This is a genomic window from Pseudanabaena sp. lw0831, from assembly GCF_016584665.1.
GTDB lineage: Bacteria > Cyanobacteriota > Cyanobacteriia > Pseudanabaenales > Pseudanabaenaceae > Pseudanabaena.
In genome coordinates this window covers 15,594-35,518 of the sequence record NZ_BBJB01000004.1, presented here as the reverse complement: position 1 = coordinate 35,518, position 19,925 = coordinate 15,594, and the positions used below count along the sequence as shown (strand labels likewise).

The following is a 19,925-nucleotide window of genomic DNA, read 5'->3' as shown; positions in this document are numbered from 1 at the left end:
TGAACGAAACACAAGAAAATCCTATAAAGTGTTGTGAAGCAACACTTTATAGGATTTTCTTGTTTCTGGGTTGAGCGCAAAGCGTTGTAACAGCATAATTTAAGGTTAAAATAAAATCATTTCCACGGAGGTAAATATATGCCAACTACATTAGTACTTAAGCGTCTCTTCACCGTGAAAGAATATGATCGGATGTCTGAATCTGGAGTGCTAGCTGATGGTGAGCGCGTAGAACTAATTAGAGGAGAAATAATTAAAATGTCACCCATTGGGAGAAGACATGCAGCTTGTGTAATTCGATTGTCTGATGTTTTCACAAGAAAATTAGGTGATCGCATTTTACTTAGTGTGCAAAACCCTTTAGCTTTAGATAACACTTCTAAGCCTGAACCAGATGTAGTGTTGTTAAAGCGTAAATCTGATTGCTATGAGTCTGAACTACCACAGCCTGCTGATGTATTTCTTTTAATTGAAGTTGCTGATAGTACAATTGATAGCGATCGCGAATTAAAAATCCCTCTCTATACTGAAGATGGAATTACTGAAGTCTGGTTAATTGATATTAATAGCGCTTGTATAGAAGTTTATCGATACCCAACTGCGAATGGTTATCAAGATATCCAGAAATTCTATCGTGGTCAAAACTTATCTGTCCTTGCTTTTCCTGATGTAAGTATTACTGTCGATGAAATCTTGGGATAGAGTCGCTGATAGAACCATAGTCGTTGTGACAGGTATTGGCATGATCACTGCGATCGCATCTGATCGCGAAAATACATGGCAAAGGCTTTTAGATGGTAAATCAGGGATTAAGTTTGACGATCAAATCCAACTTCCTGTTGCGAGAGTTGATTATTTAGAGGATTCTCATTCATCGCGATCGCAAAATTTATTAGAAAAAGCTACTTTAGAAGCGATTGTTGATGCGAGTCTGGAAGTTCCATTACTGAACTGCGGCGTAGTCATTGGTTCTAGTCGTAGTAATCAGAGAGAATTAGAATTACTTCTAGATGCGCCTAAAAAAGGCTTGGTTGAGCGTAAATGGTGGCAATATCAGCCAGCGAATTTATCAGCACAAATTGCTAATTTATTGCAAACTCAAGCCCCAGTCCTTGCACCGATGGCAGCCTGTGCAACTGCAAACTGGGCGATCGCTCAAGCTGTTGAATTAATCCGTTCAGGACAATGCAACATGGCGATCGCAGGTGCAACCGATGCGGCGATTACTCCATTAACGATCGCAGGATTTCAAAAAATTAATGTATTAGCCAAATCAGGCGTGCATCCATTCAGTCAGGAGCGCGAAGGTTTTGCGCTAGGAGAAGGTGCGGCGGTGCTAGTACTAGAGTCATTGGATTCCGCAAGACGGCGAGGTTGTCAAATTTATGGCAGGGTTTTAAGCTGGGGAATTACGAATGATGCTTATCATGCCACTAGTCCCAATCCTGACAATAGAATGGCGGCGATCGCAATTAAAGATAGTTTGAGGCGATCGCAAATTAATGCTGCTGATATTGGTTATATCAATGTGCATGGCACGGCAACTCAAATGAATGATGCCCGTGAAGCAGAATTAATCCAAAGAATTTTTCCTGACAGTAAAGTTAGTGCAACCAAAGGTGCAACAGGGCATACGCTGGGGGCAACAGGGATGATCGAGGCAGCATTCTGTCTGTTATCTTTACGCGATCGCATTTTGCCGCCTACTGTAGGACTGAAAACTCCTGCTTTTGATTTGAAAATGGTTCAACAAGCCGAGCGATCGCCCAATCTTCAATATGCGCTTAATTTCAGCTTTGGCTTTGGCGGTCAAAATGCGATCGTCGCCTTCGGTCAAAGACTATCTCTATAGCGGTTTGTTTCCCCGCCTTCGGCGGGGAAACATTGCTTGCTTGAAAAGCGCTATATACTGGTGAATGATATATTTGACCAGCATTGCTTGAGCATCATCGTGTTCCTATGGGCTATGAGCCACTACACCACAAATATCGACCGCAAATCTTTGCCGACCTCGTTGGGCAAGAGGCGATCACGCATACTCTTAGCAATGCCTTAAACACTAAGCGCATCGCACCTGCATACCTATTTACAGGCGCAAGAGGGACAGGCAAAACGTCTAGTGCGCGGATCATGGCAAAGTCGCTCAATTGCCTAAGCTCTGACCAACCTACACCCCACCCCTGCGGTAAATGTGAACTATGTCTTAGCATTGCTAATGGTAATGCGCTAGATATTACTGAAATTGATGCAGCAAGCAATACGGGTGTCGATAATATTCGGGAATTAATCGAACGCGCCCAGTTTGCGCCAGTTAAGGCAAGGTTTAAGGTTTATATAATTGACGAGTGTCATATGTTGAGCACAGCAGCGTTTAACGCATTGCTGAAAACTCTTGAAGAACCTCCTGATCGCGTTACTTTTATTCTTGCGACTACTGATCCACAGCGCGTATTACCAACGATTATTTCGCGATGCCAGCGGTTTGACTTTCGGAGGATTCCTCTTGATGCAATGGTGAAGCATTTAGGGAAGATTGCCGCAAATGAGAATATTAATATTCATACTGAAGCGATTACCTTGGTTTCTCAAATTGCACAGGGTGGGCTACGTGATGCAGAATCTTTACTGGATCAATTGAGCTTATTGGATGGAGAGATTACGATTGAAGCAGTATGGGATTTGGTGGGATCTGTTCCTGAGCAGGATTTGCTATCACTGATTGAAGCGATCGCATCCGATAATTCCATCCAATTAATTGACTATGTACGGCGAATTATGGATCGGGGGCGCGAACCCTTGATCGTGTTGCAGAACTTGGCGAATGTATACCGTGATCTATTAATTGCGAAAACAGCTAGCGATCGCAGTGATCTTGTTGCCATGACTAGTTCTGGTTGGGAGAGATTGAGTCAACTAGCTCAAGGTTTAGCAATCTCAAATATTTTACTGGGTCAACAACATTTGCGATCTGCCGAGCTACAAATCCGTAACACCACACAGCCTCGCCTATGGCTAGAAGTTACGCTCATGGGTTTACTGCCATCAGCACAGGGCGCGATCGCGCAGTCACAATCGCCTCTTCCTTCTTCGGCGCAACCATTTATTCCATCGCGCATTACACCCATTACTCAGCAAGTTGCACCTCAACCACCGAGGACTAATCCTGCTGCACAAGCTCCATCAATTCCAACACCAGAATCACCTCCAATCCCTCCAATCCCTCAAATAGCGAAGGTAGCTGAACCATCTACACCATCGATATCATCTCTCCCAATTGTTGAAACTCCAATATCATCTGGAAGTGATGATATTGAGAACTTTGCTTCAGTTGGATATGATCTAGAGCAGATGTGGCAAAGTATTTTGTCAATGTTGCCAACGCCAACAAAATGGGTTTTTATCCAGATACAGGCTCATATTCTAGCGATCGATAGTAGTAGTGTCAAAATTGGCTTAGGGGGGAAGCGTGATGAAACCACAAAAAATATTGTGGTTCAGAAGCGACCAGAACTAGAGGAGGTTTTCGCTAAGCATTTGCAGCGCCCGATTAAGGTAATGTTTTCATTTGTGACTACACCGCCTCAAGCTGAAACAGTAAAAGTTACGGCTCCTCTTCCTGTTAGTCCTGCGATCGCACCTCCGCCCGTCACTTATCAAAGTCCAAGCCCCCCTTTAGCTTCTAATTCCCCACCTATACCGCCATCAACAGTTCCACCAGCAAACACAGCACCTAATCAAGCCAGTCAACCTCAGACTCAACTTAAAGGTTATGTTGGGATGTCGGAAGATGACAGGGTGATCAAAAATTTAGCTGACTTGTTTAATGGACAGATTGTTGATCTTGATGAAGAGTCTAGCAATGAATCTATTAATCAGGATGCTTAGAGCGTGTTTGAGAAGTCAATACACACAAGATTTTTAGCTGAAGCCAATGTTTTTGCCCCCTAAATCCCCCAATTCTGGGGGACTTTAATCTTGTTCCCCCCAGAATTGGGGGGCTAGGGGGGCTAAAGCAAAACTTCTCAAACACGCTCTTAGGATATAGGGTAGTGTCGCAAAGTAATCTTTTTTGGTAAGTCCCTCGGCACAATTACGGTGTTTTGCGCTCAAAACTGAACCAATAATTTTTCTGAAAATGTTTTAAAGCAATACCTTTAGAAAAATTATTGTGGTAAGTTTAGTTAGTATGTAATCCAAACCCTTATGGTTACGGGTTTCTGTATTCTGCACAAGTACTCATGTATCATTGCCACTTAATACAGTTGCTTGACTTCTGTTTAAGTCCGATCATAGTTTTGACTTCATCTTAATGAGTATTCCTCAACAGCGATCGCCATTTCTCAACATCTCCCTGCAATCGGCGATAGTTGTGCCATTTGTGTCGCTAATTGTAGGCGCGGTTGGTGTCGTTGGCTATTTGTCCTATCGTAGTGGGCAAGAGGCTACTCAAAATTTAGCTAATCAATTACTACTGCAAACTTCAGCAAGGGTAAGCGATCGCCTTGACAGTTATTTGCAAACGCCACAATCAGCTATTGCTAACAATAGTTTTTTGGTGAAACAAGGAAAATTAAATCTCGAAGACCAAGAACAATTACGGCAACAATTTTGGCAACAGATGCTATTAACCCCATCACTAGCCGCAAGCAGTTTTTGGGGCGAAGATGGGAAATCCATTGGCTATTTGCGCGTTGAATCCAAGGAAATACTGGCTCTTGCGGAAAAAGCCACAGGTAAAAGCATTCCCATCGGCTCAATTTTTCTTAACGAAGTTATTCCCAATCAGCGCCGATATTATAGTGTCGATCTTCAGGGTAAGTCACGCGAGCTATTTCTCCAAATAAATGACGATTTTCGCACTACTGAATGGTATGGAGAAGCAAAAAATATTGGTAAACAATCATGGACATCTATCTCTTTAGCAAAAGTATTACCTGTTTTACAAACATTCGCGATTACGCCCGTCTATGATGCCAGTGGCAAATTCTCTGGAGTTTTTACAGCTAATTATTTTCTCTCGACAATTAGCCTGTTTCTCAGCCAATTGAAATTTACTGCTACTGGACAGGTATTTATCATCGAGCGATCTGGGGCTATTGTCGCGACATCTGTGCAAGAGGAAGCAACAGGTATTAGAAAAATTGATGGCAAATTTGATCGTCTAAATGCCATCGATAGTCAAGATAAAATAACGAGAGAAGTATCTCGACAGTTAATTCAGCAATATAGGGATTTACGAAACTTCAAAGAGTTGAAACAGCTAACTGTGAATGTCAATGGTCAGAACAATTTTGTCCAGATCACGCCTTATCAAGATGAATATGGGTTGGATTGGCTAACGATCATGGTGATTCCTGAGTCTGACCTTATGGGAGAGATTCAGGCAAACTTACGGAAAACATTTTTGTTGTGTGGCTTAGCTCTAATTTCTTCTATTAGCATAGGATTTTGGATATCTCGCCGTATTGCACGATCGCTATCTCGCCTCACTCAAGCAACTGAAACTTTTGCCAAAAATAGACTCGATCAAGATCTTTCCCAGTGTCGCATTAACGAAGTGGAGATTTTGACTAAATCTTTTCGGCAGATGATCGCCGAACTTCAGTCGTCGGATCAATTACGCTTGAACTATGAGCATGATTTAAAACGACAAGTTACCGAAAAAACGGCATCTCTAAACGAATCCCAACGGATTGCGCGAATTGGTAGTTGGATCTTTGATGTTGCAACTGGCGAGAGTACTTGGTCAGAACAACAATTCCGTATTCTAGGATTCGATCCAAATGTGCCATTACCTCTCTATGCCGACTTCCTCGATATTCTTCCTTTAGAAGATCAACCGAAACTTCAGGCAGCAGTAGAAGAGGCGATTGCCAATGGTACTCCCTATGAGATCGAGCATGGCATTATCCGTCCCGATGGCTCGATCTGTCATATTGTCAGTCGAGGTGAGGCGATCTGCGATGAACAAGGAAAGGTAATTAAACTGGTTGGTACGATTACGGATATTAGCGATCGCAAACAATTAGAACTTGATCTACAGGTATCAGAAAGCAAACTGAATGACGTTTTAAACAGTGCCAGTGCTGCTATTACAAGGATACAGTTCACAGTCGATGGCACATGGGATATCAGCTATGTTTCCAAGGGATGTGAAACAATTTCGGGTTATAGCCCTGCCGAATTAATTGCTGATCAATTCCTTTGGTTTAGTTGTATAAATTTCGAGGATTTTGCAAATCTTCAGGCTCAAATTTATGCAGATATTTTTGCTCAACGCACTGGAACTTATGTCTATCGATTTAAACATAAAGATGGATCTCAGTGTTGGATTTCGCAAACAAATCATTCGCGCTGGGATGAGAATCAAAATGTTTATGTGGTCACGGTTGTCACTACAGATGTTAGCGATCGCAAACAAGCAGAAATTGCTTTAACAGCCAGCGAAAAAACTCTATCAACGTTGATCAGCAATCTCCCTGGTTATGTCTATCGGGTTCTTAATGATCGCGACTATACGCCAATATTCATCAGTCATGGAGTTACCGCAATCACAGGATATAGACAGGATGAATATCTAGTCGAACGTTCTATTTCCTGTGGTCAAGAGATTCATCATGATGATGCAGACAGAGTTTGGGAGGTTTTACAAAAATCCCTTAACGAGAGCCAATCATTTGAATGTGAATACCGAATTATTACCAAAACAGGTGAGCAAAAATGGGTGTGGGAAAGAAGTCAAGGCATCTATGATGATAGTGGTAATCTGATGTATCTAGAGGGATTCGTCACTGATATTAGCGATCGCAAACAAGTCGAAGAGTTATTACGAAAAAGCGAATTTGCCCTAATTGAGGCACAGTGCGTTGCTCATATTGGTAATTGGGAATTTGATATCCAAAGCCAAAAAATTACTTGGTCTAAAGAACTTTTCCTTATGTTTGGGCTTGATTCTAATCAATCAGAGCCAATCTTTACAGACTATCTTCAAATGATTCATGCCGATGATCGCTTAATTCTGCAACAGAAAGTAGAACAGGCGATCACTGAGGGTATATCCTATAAAATTGATTACCGTATCATTCAATCCGATGGAACAATCCGCTACCATGAAGGACGCGCCGAAGTAGAAAGGAACTTGCAGGGACAGGTCATACGACTTTACGGAACTGCTTTGGATATTAGCGATCGCAAAGAAATCGAAATAGAGTTGAGCCAAGCCAAGCAAAAAGCTGAAGCCGCTAATAGAGCCAAAGGCGCGTTTTTATCCACCATGAGCCATGAAATCCGCACGCCGATGAATGGAGTGTTGGGCATGGCGCAACTTCTAGAAATGACAAATCTAGACGAAGAACAAACGGATTTTGTACAGACAATTAAGGAGAGTGGTGATGCGCTGTTGAGCATTATCAATGACATTCTGGATTTTTCAAAAATTGAATCAGGAATGTTAGAGATTGAAGAAAAAGTGTTTGTTTTGGAAGATACGGTAATTGCAGTTATCAAATTGATGGAAAGTCTCGCGATCGCTAAGCAAATTGAACTTAAATATGCGATCGCGTCCCATGTTCCTGATACAGTCATTGGCGATCGCGCTCGTCTGCGCCAAATCTTACTAAATCTGGTGGGCAATGCCATTAAATTTACACCACGGGGACTGGTGATGATTACGATCAATGGTGAGTTTAAGCCGATTACAAGTAAATATGAACTAAAGTTTGCGATCGCGGATACAGGAATTGGCATTAAAAAAGAACAAATCGACAAACTATTTCAATCCTTCACCCAAGCTGATACCTCGATTAGTCGTAAATATGGTGGAACTGGACTCGGTTTAGCAATCAGTAAGCGCCTTGTCGAGTTAATGGGCGGCACGATTTGGGTAGAGAGTTTGGGAAATACTGGCGGTCTACCTCCCTTAGACTGGCAATCAGATGGACTAGTAATTGATCAAGGCTCAATATTTCATTTTGCGATCGTGGTATCCATCTCTGCATCCAAAACTGAAATGATCAAACAATCTCAAGACTCTTCTTTTGTAACCCAAAATTTAATCGACCCTCAATTAGCCACAAATTTTCCTTTACGGGTTTTGTTAGTAGAAGACAATCCCGTTAATCAAATGGTTGCCAGACTATTGCTGAAAAGACTGGGTTATCAAATTGATATAGCCGAAAATGGATTTGATGCGATACAGGCTAGCCAAGAGCAAACCTACGATCTGATCTTGATGGATGTTCAAATGCCGAAGATGGATGGATTGACCGCCACAAAGTTGATTAGATCTCGACCTCTCAATTCTCAAATGAAGATTGTCGCTATGACCGCCGATGCTATGCCCGAAGATCGCCAAGCTTGTTTTGACGCAGGTATGGATGATTACATCAGCAAACCCGTTACTATGGCAGAAATTATTCGGCTAGTCAGTAATATAAAGGTTTTCAAATGACTCATGTACAAAGAGTTCCAAAGAATGTAGGAGCAATTCATGAATTGCTTCTACATTCTTTATGTCCCACGCAACTAAACAGAATTCCCAAATCGTGTCGGCGACAGCAAAGGAATAATAGAATCAATTTGTCCTGAGGCATGAGCAGCAAAACGTCTCGATAGAGTTGGCACATAGACAGTTGGGCTTGTAAATCCTGAGAATAGATGTAGGTTTTCGTATTCTTTTAATGAACCAACTAGGGGTAAATTATCTCTACTAAAAGAGACCAGACAATTTCTCCATTTCCCCTTTAAATCACCAATTTTTGGCAGGATTTTACTCACATATTCACGAATAACGGCTTCACTTTGAATTGGATCGATCGCTGCATATGGATCAGTTAAAACACGGCTGAGTTGACCAAACCTGATGCGGCGATCGCCAAATTGAATTGCTCCTGCATCCACTGAGGGTGGCAAGAGTTCATGTCCTGCAATATCCCAAATTGAGTCTTGGTCAATATTTGTTGCTCTTTCTAGTTGATAGCGCTTAGTATCCGCAGGCATCACCATCGATCGCAATTCCAGATCAACTGGTTCTGTATCGATCGCTTCGGCATGGGTGTAATAGATTCTAGATCGAATTCCCGACGCTCTAAGTAAAGCGCGAGACATAGCTCCCGCACAAACAGCAACCTTATTACTCCGAAATTCTCCCTGCTCTGTAGCCACACCGACTAAGCGATCGCCTTCAATTAACAATCTATCAACTTTTGCATAGATAATTTCACCGCCTAACTTTTGCATTGCTTGGCTATGGGCAGCTACAAAACTATCGAGATTGATATGGGCATGAGGAAATAACAGAGCACCGCCGATTCCTTTGGGATTTAACTGAGGTTCTCGATCGCAAGCCTCTTGAGCACTGAGTAAAGTTGGCGCGATCACGCAATTAGTATATTGCGCGAGAATCGCCTCAGGATCTGCATCATGTTCAAGCGTCAATAGTAAATCAATCTCGCGAAACTCTGTATCCATCCCCAACTCATTAGACAGTTCTCTTTGTCGAGCGATTCCCTCTTGACAAAGCTGCTGCGTGACTGGAGTTGTGCCACACCAGTAGGAGATGCCGCCATAGCCAAGACTGCTACCACCCTGAAGATGTTGATGTTGCTCGATTAGCAATACCGAAAAGCCTGCCTTTTGCAATTCATAGCTCAACGATATACCTGTGATACCTCCACCAATTACAATCCAATCATGCATTACTTTCTATCTCTTTAAGTGCTAAGTAGACTACAAACCCAAAGTGTAAGGTTGCGCCCCGAAGGGGCGCAACCTTACACTTTGGGTTTTATTTTGTACAAGTAATTATGTCTTCTAATATATTTTCTCCAGCGCCTTGGTGCTGGGTTTTAACCCATTTTAAACGCTTCGGCAGAACGCACATTCTTAGAGCAACACTGGCAATTACAGGAATCCAGTGCAGCATATAAATCATGCCTGAAATAGTCTGCCAGATTGCCGATCGCCACGACATTTGGTAGGAACGTCTAAGTCCGAAAGCCATAGTTACAGAGCTTAATGCAAGAGAAAAGCCCGCGATCGCAGGCAGCATTGGGTTATGTCTCAACACAATTGCTGCGATCGTGTCGGGAATAAAGGCAACTGTTAACAAATACTGATTGATATAAAACAGGGAAACATCAAAGGTTTTGAGAAACCCCATGCGCCCACTTATGAGCAGATCCCAATAGTCAAGATAGCGCTGAAAACCTCCCTCTGCCCAACGATTGCGCTGATGCCATAGCTGTTTTGCTGTAACTACACCTTCTTCTTGTACAGCAGGAGAATTCAGACAGGCAATATCCCATTGACACAAATGTAGACAGATTGTGAGATCGAGATCATCGGTAATAGTTTGTTCGTTCCAGCCACCACAATCTTTAAGAGCTGAGAGACGAACAAATTGACCATTACCGCGCAATTCCCCCACGCCACCAACCCGAATCCGTAAATCTTGCAAGCACCAATCAAGAGCCATTTCAGCGGACTGTCCTGCTGTCCACCAGTTCTCTGAGGCATTGGCGATCGCCTTGCGTAACTGCACCGCACCAATTTTCGGTTGTTGGAATAATGGTACTAGCGATCGCAACACATCGGCAGGTACTTGAGCATCGGCATCAAATACGCCAATGATATCGCCCTTAGTTAAAGCTAAAACTTGATTTAATGCACCCGACTTCCCCCCTTGAGCATCATCCCCACGTCGCAGGGTCTTTAATTGGGGATATTTTTGTTTTAGCAAGGCAAGTACTTCAGACGTGCGATCGCTACTATTGTCATCAACGATCCAGACCTCGAAGTGATCGCTCGGGTAGTCTATCTGACACAAATTTTTAACTAAATTACCAATTACAGTTTCTTCGTTTTTCGCAGATGCTAATAGAGAGAAAAATGGGAAATCTTGGGAATAAGTTTGATCTGACTCGTTTTCTGGATCATTTTTGAAATTAGCATCTGGATTGATCGCTGGCGGCGCAAATATTAACCGCAAAGCCTGAATACTAAATAACCCTAACAGCACCCATCGACTCCAAGGGGCAAAATGTAACCCAATCGTCAATCCATAGACAATTGCCATCAAAATGATCGTTTTGAGTCTGCGGCGATCGCCCTCTGTCTGAAGGCAGCTACGAAAGTCCGTCTCGTGCATTTGGGGTTTTAATATATTGCGAAATGTTTAGTTTGAATATACTCAGGATACAGCTTTTGATCATTGGTTTTTAGCAATTCTCAAAAGCAAAAAATAGAGTCATAATGAATAGACAACTCTATTTTTTGTAACTTAAGCTACTTTATATCATCAGAAATCCATTGCAGACAATCATTTTCGGTAAGAGGCTAAGATGGTAAAAGTCAATTCAAAATTAAAACTAATAATTTAATGTTCGGCTTTCTAAAACGCAAATTTCGCAAAAAAATCGCACGTATTGAAATCACAGGAGCGATCGGGTCAGGCACAAGGACTCGCGTACTTGAAGCCCTTGAGTTTGTGGAAGAGCAAAAATTTCCCGCCCTACTACTTCGCATCGATAGCCCTGGGGGAACCGTTGGCGACTCTCAAGAAATATACGCCGCACTCAAGCGCCTACGTGAAAAAGTAAAAGTAGTCGCTAGTTTTGGCAATATTTCCGCCAGTGGTGGAGTATATATCGGCGTTGGTGCAGATTATATCGTCTCTAATGCTGGCACAATCACAGGTAGCATCGGCGTAATTTTGCGCGGCAACAATATCGAAAAGTTACTCGATAAAATTGGGGTCTCTTTTAAAGTGATCAAATCTGGGGCTTACAAAGATATTCTCTCCTTCGATCGCGAAATCACCCCCGAGGAAAGAGTAATTCTACAATCTTTAATCGACAGCAGCTACAACCAGTTTGTCGAAACCGTTGCCGAAGGTCGTAAACTCAGCCCCGCGACAGTGCGATCGTTTGCGGATGGTAGAGTATTTACTGGTGAGCAAGCCGTCCAGCTTGGTTTAGTCGATCGCATTGGCACTGAAGAAGATGCAAGATGCTATGCTGCCGAACTTGTGGGACTTGATCCCAAAACCACTAAAGTTTTCACGATTAAGCCTCCCAAATCCTTTGTGAGTAAATTCTTACCAGGAGGATCGGAGAATGCGATCGCGCGTCTGCAATTTGAAGCTGAAACAAGTGGAATGCCCCTCTGGATGTGGCAATAAGAAGATAGGGGCGGCGCTAATCACCGCCCCTGATTTTGTTTTAGCGAAACTCCTCAGAAGCTTTCCAGATCAATCTCCCGATCTGCTCAGCATTCTGTTTCATGCCTACATCAGCATGAGCACAATCAATCTTATATAGTTCAACCTTTCCAGTTAGTAACTTTTCCCATCCATAATAGGGAAATAGCCATGACAGATCAGTCCAAGTTATTTCGATCGTTCTCGATTTCAGACCACTTTTAGTAGGCGAAGTTAGTATAACTTTACCCGCATAACCTTTAGATTGATGGTTTTCGCATACTTGGTCAATCGAATCCCATGCTTGAGGTAATATTCGGTCATATTCATTCAGGATTCTCTTGGGCTTTTGTGGAGATTGCTCACTCAGAGATTGGCTAAAATCTCGCTCACCTTCAGTCTTACGGATCTCTTCCTCAGCATTGAAAGAAAACAGCCTCTCAAGGATATACTTCCATTTGTCAATTAGAGACAATGGGAAGAGTTGAAAAAGATGAAACTTCAGCATACAAAGTTTGAGATCGATTTGACGTAATTTATAGTAGGCACTAGATGGACCTGGCTTATCAATTATCGCTAGGAAAGTAACTTCTTTACCCTTTTTCTGTAATTGATGAGCTACTTCCATTGCTACTGTTCCTTCGTAGCAATTTCCTCCAATCAGGTAAGGCTCATCTTGAGGGACTGATAATAATTCATCAACTATTACGGATGCGATCGCTTCAATATAGTTTTCAGTGGAATGTAAAGGTGTCCAACTACCACCAGGTATCGCATATACAGGCTGAGGCAATCCCAAATTCCTACTAAAATCAGTATAGCCAATCCAAATAAATGGCTTAGATGATTTCAACTCAGCTGGCGGAACTTCCACGATTAAGCCTCGCTTGCCAATATGCTTACCTATACGACCACCACAAAGAGATAAAAAAGCTCGATAGTCTTCTAAATCAAGACCAGCAGGAATCTCATCAAGTGAGATTGTCTCAGATGGCTTTTCGCGCATCCATTTTGCAATGTCTGCGATTGTCCCCATCTGAAAAAATGATGACAGAGGGAAATGGTAGTTAAATATTTTTTCTATCTCAGCAACCAAACGTACTGAAATAAGCGAGTTACCTCCCAACTCGAAAAAGTTGGCATGAATGCTAATTTCTTGAATACCCAAGAGCTTTTGCCATATAACTGCTAGCTGCTGCTCAAGTTCATCGCGAGGAGCAATCAATTCTCCATCTCGTTGTTTGGCGACATCTAGATCGAGTAAAGCACGACGATCTACCTTTCCATTTGGGGTTAATGGTAATGCATCTAAGACTATAAAACTAGAAGGTAGCATATAGGCTGGCAGTTTTTGATGTAAGAACTCCCCTAGGGCTTCAATATCAAGAGTCGGGCCCTGTCCTGTACTTACGTAGGCAACAAGGAGATTTTTCCCATTCGGGGCTTCGTGACATAGGACAACAGCTTGCTTAACAGCAGAATACTTTTCTAATTGGGTTTCAATTTCGATTGGCTCAACACGGAAGCCACGAATTTTGATTTGGAAGTCTGATCGACCAATAAATTCTATATTACCATCAGGCAAATAACGAGCGACATCACCTGTCTTGTAAAGACGATCCTCTGAATTATTTGAGAAAGGGTTAGGGATAAATCGTTTTACCGTAATATCTGGACGATTTAAATAACCTCGACTGAGACCGACTCCCCCAATGTACAATTCACCAGCAGCCCCAATAGGAGATGGCTGTAGGTTACGATCTAGAACGTAGGTCTGAGTATTGGCGATTGCACGACCAATGGGGATTTCAGCGTCAGGATGGAGGCTCTCATCTGGCTCGAAGACTGTCACAGTCACAGTTGCCTCGCTCAGTCCATAGGCATTTAGCCAACGTGGAAAATTACCAACTAGCGATCGCCATTTCTGGTATGCCGATTTAGAAACTTTCTCTCCGCCCACAATTACTAGACGCAGACTTTTAGGAAGTGAATGTTTGGAGATAGACATCCCATCAACCAGTTTATGCCAGAAATCTGTTGGCAAATTTATCGCTGTAATTGCATTTTGGTCAATACTATCAAGGAAATAGCTAATTGATGTGTAGGTTTCAGATGGAGCCAAGACTAACGTACCACCACTGAGTAAAGTGGGAAAGATCTCTTCAACAGCAGTATCAACACTGATATTAGAGAACTGCAAAACGCGATCGCGACTGTTTAGTTCGTATAACCTGCCAACTGCTAGGCTATGGTTGACCATACTACGATGGGAAATGGTAACTCCAATTGGTTCTCCTATCGAGCTTGACGTGTAAATAACATATGCCAAATTCTCTGTCGTTACGGAACTTGATGGATTGTCTTGACTGTGTTGGGTGATCGCTTCCCATTCTGCATCTAGAGACACAACTTTAGCACCACAATCCGCAAGAGGATAACTCAGATTAGATTTGGTCAAAATCATGGCAACATGAGCATTCCATAATTTAGATGCACGACGTTCGTGCGGACAGCTAGGATCGAGAGGTATATAGGTTCCACCCGCTTTTAGGATGCCAAGTATGCCAACCAACATTTGTACTGATCTTTCTACACAGATGGCTACTAGAGTTTCAGTCCCAACTCCCAAGGCTTGTAGATAGTGAGACAGTTGATTGGCTCGGCTATTTAGTTCTTGGTAAGTTAATTTCTCATCTTTGCTGACAACTGCGATCGCGTCTGGAGATTGCTCTACTTGGGATTCAAACAATTGGTGAATACAAGCTTCTGGAATTGGGACTTGATTCTTATTCCACTCATACAAGATTTTTTCTCGTTCTTGAGTTGTTAAAAGTGGAAGCTCGGAGATTTTCTGATCAGGATTAGCGACAATCCCTTCAAGAAGATTCTCAAGATGTACTAACATTCGCGCAATTGTACTAGCCTCAAATAAATCGGCATTATAATCAAACACCATGCCCAGTCCTTCGTCTTGCTCGCGCATGACTAAAATTAAATCGTACTTTGTCTTGCCATGATAGATATAACCAAATAAAGAGGTAATGGTTAGGTCGGGAAGCTTTACGGATGCCATGCCTCGTCCGTTTGACCAAGGTGGATTGAGCGCAAATTTCACTTGAAATAAAGGCGATCGGCTATGGCTTAGTTCAGGGGGCAATTCTTCTACCAGTTTCTCAAAGGGTAAATCCTGATGGGCATTAGCTTCTAGAGATGCTTCACATACTCGGCTAAAAAGTTCTCTAAAGGTCGGATTGCCATCAAAGTTAATGCGCTGGATTAAGGTGTTTGAGAAAAATCCAACCACTCCTTCAGTTTCCACTTCCCCTCGCCCTGCACTAGCAAAACTAATAAGAATATCGTTTTGCTGCGAATACCGATGGAGAAGCGTCTCAAAAGCCGCGATCAGAATCATAAATAGAGTTCCACCCAACTTCTGACTTAAGTTGCTGAGGCTGTCATTTAAAGATTTTGGCAACATTCGCGCACGGCGATCGCCTCGATAAGTTTGAACTATCCGAGGACGTGGATGATCGATAGGTAACGGGATGACCGACAAAGATCCCTCTAATTTCTGCTTCCAATAATTAATTTGTAATTCTAAAACTTCGCCTTGAAGCCACTGACGTTGCCAATGCGCGAAATCAACATATTGAATTGATAGTTCTTTTAAAGGGGAAGGCTTGCCATCAATAAAAGCAGTATAGATTGCGGTGAGATCTTGATAGAAAACGTCCGAGGAAGCACCATCACAAATAATACAGTGCATATTCCAAACTAGAAGATATTCATCATCACTCAACTGGAGGAGCAGCACCCTTAATATTGGTCCTCGCGCTAGGTTGAATGGGCGACGAGCCTCTTCAGTTGCCAGTCGCAGTGCTTCTTCATCTCGCAGCTCAGCAGGGACTTTTCGTAGGTCAATCACTGGTAAGGTGAGATCGACATCAGGTTCAATCACTTGCGTAGGTTGATCGCCCAATGATGGGAATCGAGTTCTCAGTACCTCATGGCGACGAGCCACTGCTTGCAGACTTTGCTCTAGCACTGGAATATTGAGAACTCCATTAAATCTAACTACAACAGGGACGTTGTTAGAGGAGCTATCAGGCTCAAACTGATGTAAATACCAAAGACGCTGCTGCCCAAAAGATAGAAGTAAAGATCCGCTGCGATCGATCTTGATGATGGGGGGAAGCTGAGAGTTACTATTTCCCGTGGCTTGACGCAGAAACTTAACGATTTCGGCTTTACGTTTTTTAATCTCAGTTAACAGTTCAGGTGTAATTGCGTCTTTAGCCGCACGATAGCGTAAGCGATCGCCTTCTAACCAAAGATGTACATCTTTCTGACTCAATTCAAACAGTAATGCATCAAGTGTCTTCATAGTTCTCCCTCCTCGTAAAGATCCGACAGATTATCTTGGGCAGCTTGAGCGCTTTGTTTTGCCCAATTCAATGTCACTATTCTCTCTCCCAAATCTCCTATAGTAGGAGCTTCAAAGAAAGTACGAAGGGTTAGTTCAACTGTAAAAACTTTCCGCAGTCGTGCAATTATTTGAGTTGCCAATAGAGAATGCCCACCTAACTCAAAGAAATTATCGTGGATACCTACTCGTTCTAAACTGAGTACCTGTGCCCAAACATCCGCAATCTGTTGCTCTGTTTGGTTTCGAGGAGGTACATAGCTCTCTTGAAGACTAAGTGTTCCATCAGGAGCTGGTAGTTCTTTTCGAGCAATCTTACCATTAGGCGATAAGGGTAATGATTCTAAACTGACAAAAGCGTTGGGAATCATATAATCAGGCAGCTTTTGTTTAAAAAAGCTACGTAACTCAGTATTCGTAGGCTCTTGCCCTGATATTGGCACAAAATAAGCCACTATGCGCTTATCGGCAGGTATATCTTCTCGAACGATGACAACTGACTTTTGGATGGTTGGATATTGGCTGAGTACTGCCTCAACCTCGCCTAGTTCAATCCGAAATCCTCGAATTTTTACCTGATTATCAATGCGTCCAAGAAACTCAATATTGCCATCTGGGAAATAGCGAGCTAAGTCTCCAGTTTTATATAGTTTTGCACCTGATTGACTACTAAAGGGATTAGAAACAAATCTCTCGGTTGTCAACTCAGGTCGATTAAAGTAACCCGATGCTAATCCATCTCCGCCAATATATATTTCCCCGATCGCACCAATTGGCATCGGTTGCAACTGAGGATTCAGTATATAAACCTGTGTATTGGCAATGGGGCGACCTATCGGTACGGAACTGCCTATATTCTTGGCATCTTCAATAGTGTAACAGCAGGTAAAGGTTGTACTTTCAGTTGGACCATATCCATTAATTAACCGACAGTTGGGCAACGCTTCACGAAACCTTTGGACATGGTTTACTGAAAGTACATCTCCGCCTGCTAACAATTGTTGTAATGGACGTAGCGATTCAAGCTGTTCATCCACCATTAGATGAAATAGCCCTGCGGTGAGCCAAATAATGGTGACGTTATAACGGTCAATGATCTGCCCTAATTCGTCAAGAGAAGGTTTGTCGGATGGGAACAGGACTAACCTCGCTCCATTCAGTAATGCGCCCCAAACCTCAAATGTTGAAGCGTCAAAGGCAAGTGGTGCAAGTTGGAGAAAAACTTGACTGGCGCTAAAATCAGCATAGTTAGAATTTTTTACAAGTCGCACGACTCCACGATGGACGACACTTACACCCTTGGGAATCCCTGTTGAGCCAGAGGTGTAGATCACATAGGCTAGATTGTCTGGGGTAACATTACAGACTGGATTTGCTTGACTTTCTAAGGCGATCGCTTCCCAATCCGTGTCTAAGCAAACAATGCGAGCATTGCTAGGTAGCAGTTGTTCGACTAATCTTTGTTGTGTAAGCAGCACAGACACCTGCGTGTCTGTTACCATAAACTCTAAACGTTCTGGAGGATAAGATGGATCGAGTGGGACATATGCGCCTCCCGCTTTTAGAATACCGAGAATGCCAATAACAGTCTCTAGCGATCGCTCAATGTAAATGCCGACTAAACTATCAGCACCAATTCCTAAGCCTCTCAAGTAGTGAGCCAGTTGGTTAGCCCGACAATTTAATTCCTGAAAGCTAATTTGCTCATTCTCAAAAATCAGGGCGATCGCATCGGGAGTGGCGACTACTTGTGCTTCAAATACTTCTTGAATTGAAGAATTACTAGGATAGTCTATTTGAGTTTGGTTCCACTTCGTAAGTAACTGCTGCTCGATGTCTGGTAAAAGCGGTAATCGGTCAATAGCTGTATCAGGAGCCTCGACAATACCCAGCAGCAAAGTCTCGAATTCCGCTAAGCGAAGGCGAATCGTTGCTGCATCAAATAAATTTGTGTTGTATTGGCACTCTAGAGTAACTTTGCCCCGCAACTCTGTGGCATTAATAAACATTTCAAAATTTTCATAACTGCGGGGATTTGTTGAAAATTCTACTTTTAGATCTTCAAACAATAGGCGATCGTTATCTAGCCCTTGATCGAGGTTAAATGTAATCGGTACAAGTGGAATTCGACTGGTATCGCGAGGGATTGCTAATTTTTCTATTAAACTACCAAAGGTAAATAATTGATGATCGTAGGCATCCAAAATAATTGGTCGTCGCAGTTGCAAATAATCGCTGAATGCTTGATGTCCGTCAACCCAACTGCGTAAAGGGAGCAAATTTACACAATGACTGACTAACTGATAGTTGCCCGTAGCCGCTTGACCAGCAGCAGGGGTTCCAACAATAATCTCGTTACTTCCAGTTAAACGATGTAGGAATACTTCAAAACTTGTAAGTAGCGTAGTTGTAAAACTGCATCCTAGCTTAGTTCCCAATTGCTTTAAGTTACTAACTAGAACAGGACTTAGATCCCAGTCTTCGCGAGCAGCTTCAAACGTTCGTACTGATGGACGAGGGCGATCAGTGGGGAAATCTAAAACAGGAATGGAATCGAAAAACTGGTTTAACCAATATGCTTCAGTAGCGATCTCTTCCTCATCACCTTTAGCTTCTTGTTGCGCGATCGCATATTCACTAAAATGTTCTGGTTCCTCTAAATCAGGTGTTTCTCCATTTTTTAAGGCGGTATATAATTTGCCGAGATCGGTCATTAGCACTGCCCAAGACCAGCCATCACAAATAATATGATGAGCAGTCAAAAGCAGAAGATGTTCCTGATCTTGAGTCTTAATGAGCTGTACCCGAATCAATGGTCCATGCTCAAGGTCAAACGGAGTCTCTACAGCCAGCTTTAGCAAATCTGCTAATTTAGTCTCTCGTTCCTGCAAATCCAATCCAAAAAGATCGATTTCTGGGATTTCAAGATTGAGTGAAGCCACAATACAAAGGTTAATTCCATCTGGGCTAAAGGTTGTTCTCAAAGCCTCATGGCGAAGAACAAGCTCTTGTAAAGCTAACCGCAAAGCAGCAACATTCAGGATTCCCCTTAACCATAACTTTTGGGATTCATTATAGGCACAATTAGCATCACTGCCCATTTGTACTGAAGCCCAAATCTCTTTTTGAGATTCAGTTGCAGGTGCTGTTAAAAGCAGTTCTCCATCAGCAAAAGGATTAAAGTCAACAGCAGTGAATTCGGATTGCGAGCCAGATGGATAATTCATGATTTAATATGTCCTATCAATAATTGAATGTGGCTAGAATTAGAGTTTACTGCTACATTTTCTTACTGTAAATTTTTCT

Annotated in this window: 9 protein-coding genes; 5 read left to right on the top strand and 4 right to left on the bottom strand. The window is 42.5% G+C overall.

Annotated elements, in window-relative coordinates; genetic code table 11:
- Positions 1 to 138: 138 nt before the first annotated feature.
- The 4 genes from APA_RS01210 (at position 139) to APA_RS01195 (ending at position 8,449) form a co-directional block, all read left to right on the top strand.
- On the top strand, positions 139 to 702 hold the full coding sequence (locus APA_RS01210; protein WP_201320500.1) for a Uma2 family endonuclease: 564 nt from the start codon (positions 139 to 141) through the stop codon (positions 700 to 702).
- Positions 686 to 1,852: a beta-ketoacyl-ACP synthase gene (locus tag APA_RS01205; RefSeq protein ID WP_201320499.1), complete on the top strand. Its 1,167-nt coding sequence runs from the start codon at positions 686 to 688 to the stop codon at positions 1,850 to 1,852. The genes APA_RS01210 and APA_RS01205 overlap by 17 nt, the downstream gene beginning before the upstream one ends.
- A gap of 107 nt (positions 1,853 to 1,959) precedes the next feature.
- Entirely contained in the window at positions 1,960 to 3,885 is a 1,926-nt protein-coding gene (locus tag APA_RS01200) for a DNA polymerase III subunit gamma/tau (protein WP_201320519.1), read from the top strand.
- A 424-nt stretch (positions 3,886 to 4,309) separates the two neighbouring features.
- Positions 4,310 to 8,449: a PAS domain-containing protein gene (locus APA_RS01195; RefSeq protein WP_201320498.1), complete on the top strand. Its 4,140-nt coding sequence runs from the start codon at positions 4,310 to 4,312 to the stop codon at positions 8,447 to 8,449.
- A 74-nt stretch (positions 8,450 to 8,523) separates the two neighbouring features.
- Here the strand turns inward: APA_RS01195 and APA_RS01190 are convergent, their stop codons facing one another.
- Both APA_RS01190 and APA_RS01185 read right to left on the bottom strand, forming a co-directional pair.
- Entirely contained in the window at positions 8,524 to 9,696 is a 1,173-nt protein-coding gene (locus APA_RS01190; RefSeq protein WP_201320497.1) for an FAD-binding oxidoreductase, read from the bottom strand.
- An 88-nt stretch (positions 9,697 to 9,784) separates the two neighbouring features.
- Positions 9,785 to 11,146 (bottom strand): glycosyltransferase family 2 protein, encoded by a 1,362-nt coding sequence (locus APA_RS01185; protein WP_201320496.1) that lies wholly within the window; start codon positions 11,144 to 11,146, stop codon positions 9,785 to 9,787.
- A 231-nt stretch (positions 11,147 to 11,377) separates the two neighbouring features.
- Here APA_RS01185 and sppA point away from each other — a divergent pair, with 231 nt between their 5' ends.
- Positions 11,378 to 12,178, top strand: a complete 801-nt coding sequence (gene sppA, locus APA_RS01180; RefSeq protein ID WP_201320495.1) for a signal peptide peptidase SppA — start codon at positions 11,378 to 11,380, stop codon at positions 12,176 to 12,178.
- Between the two features lie 40 nt (positions 12,179 to 12,218).
- On the opposite strand, the gene APA_RS01175 is transcribed toward sppA, so the two are convergent.
- A complete protein-coding gene (locus tag APA_RS01175) occupies positions 12,219 to 16,580 on the bottom strand; it encodes a non-ribosomal peptide synthetase (RefSeq protein WP_201320494.1) in 4,362 nt (1,453 codons plus the stop codon).
- Positions 16,577 to 19,846, bottom strand: coding sequence for a non-ribosomal peptide synthetase (locus APA_RS01170; RefSeq protein WP_201320493.1), 3,270 nt, complete (start codon positions 19,844 to 19,846; stop codon positions 16,577 to 16,579). The genes APA_RS01175 and APA_RS01170 overlap by 4 nt, the downstream gene beginning before the upstream one ends.
- Positions 19,847 to 19,925: the final 79 nt, after the last annotated feature.

Coding starts and splice junctions, on each gene's coding strand:
- APA_RS01200 (WP_201320519.1), top strand. CDS start 1,960: ATGGGCTATGAGCCACTACACCACAAATATCGACCGCAAATCTTTGCC.
- sppA (WP_201320495.1), top strand. CDS start 11,378: ATGTTCGGCTTTCTAAAACGCAAATTTCGCAAAAAAATCGCACGTATT.
- APA_RS01210 (WP_201320500.1), top strand. CDS start 139: ATGCCAACTACATTAGTACTTAAGCGTCTCTTCACCGTGAAAGAATAT.
- APA_RS01195 (WP_201320498.1), top strand. CDS start 4,310: ATGAGTATTCCTCAACAGCGATCGCCATTTCTCAACATCTCCCTGCAA.
- APA_RS01185 (WP_201320496.1), bottom strand. CDS start 11,146: ATGCACGAGACGGACTTTCGTAGCTGCCTTCAGACAGAGGGCGATCGC.
- APA_RS01170 (WP_201320493.1), bottom strand. CDS start 19,846: ATGAATTATCCATCTGGCTCGCAATCCGAATTCACTGCTGTTGACTTT.
- APA_RS01175 (WP_201320494.1), bottom strand. CDS start 16,580: ATGAAGACACTTGATGCATTACTGTTTGAATTGAGTCAGAAAGATGTA.
- APA_RS01190 (WP_201320497.1), bottom strand. CDS start 9,696: ATGCATGATTGGATTGTAATTGGTGGAGGTATCACAGGTATATCGTTG.
- APA_RS01205 (WP_201320499.1), top strand. CDS start 686: ATGAAATCTTGGGATAGAGTCGCTGATAGAACCATAGTCGTTGTGACA.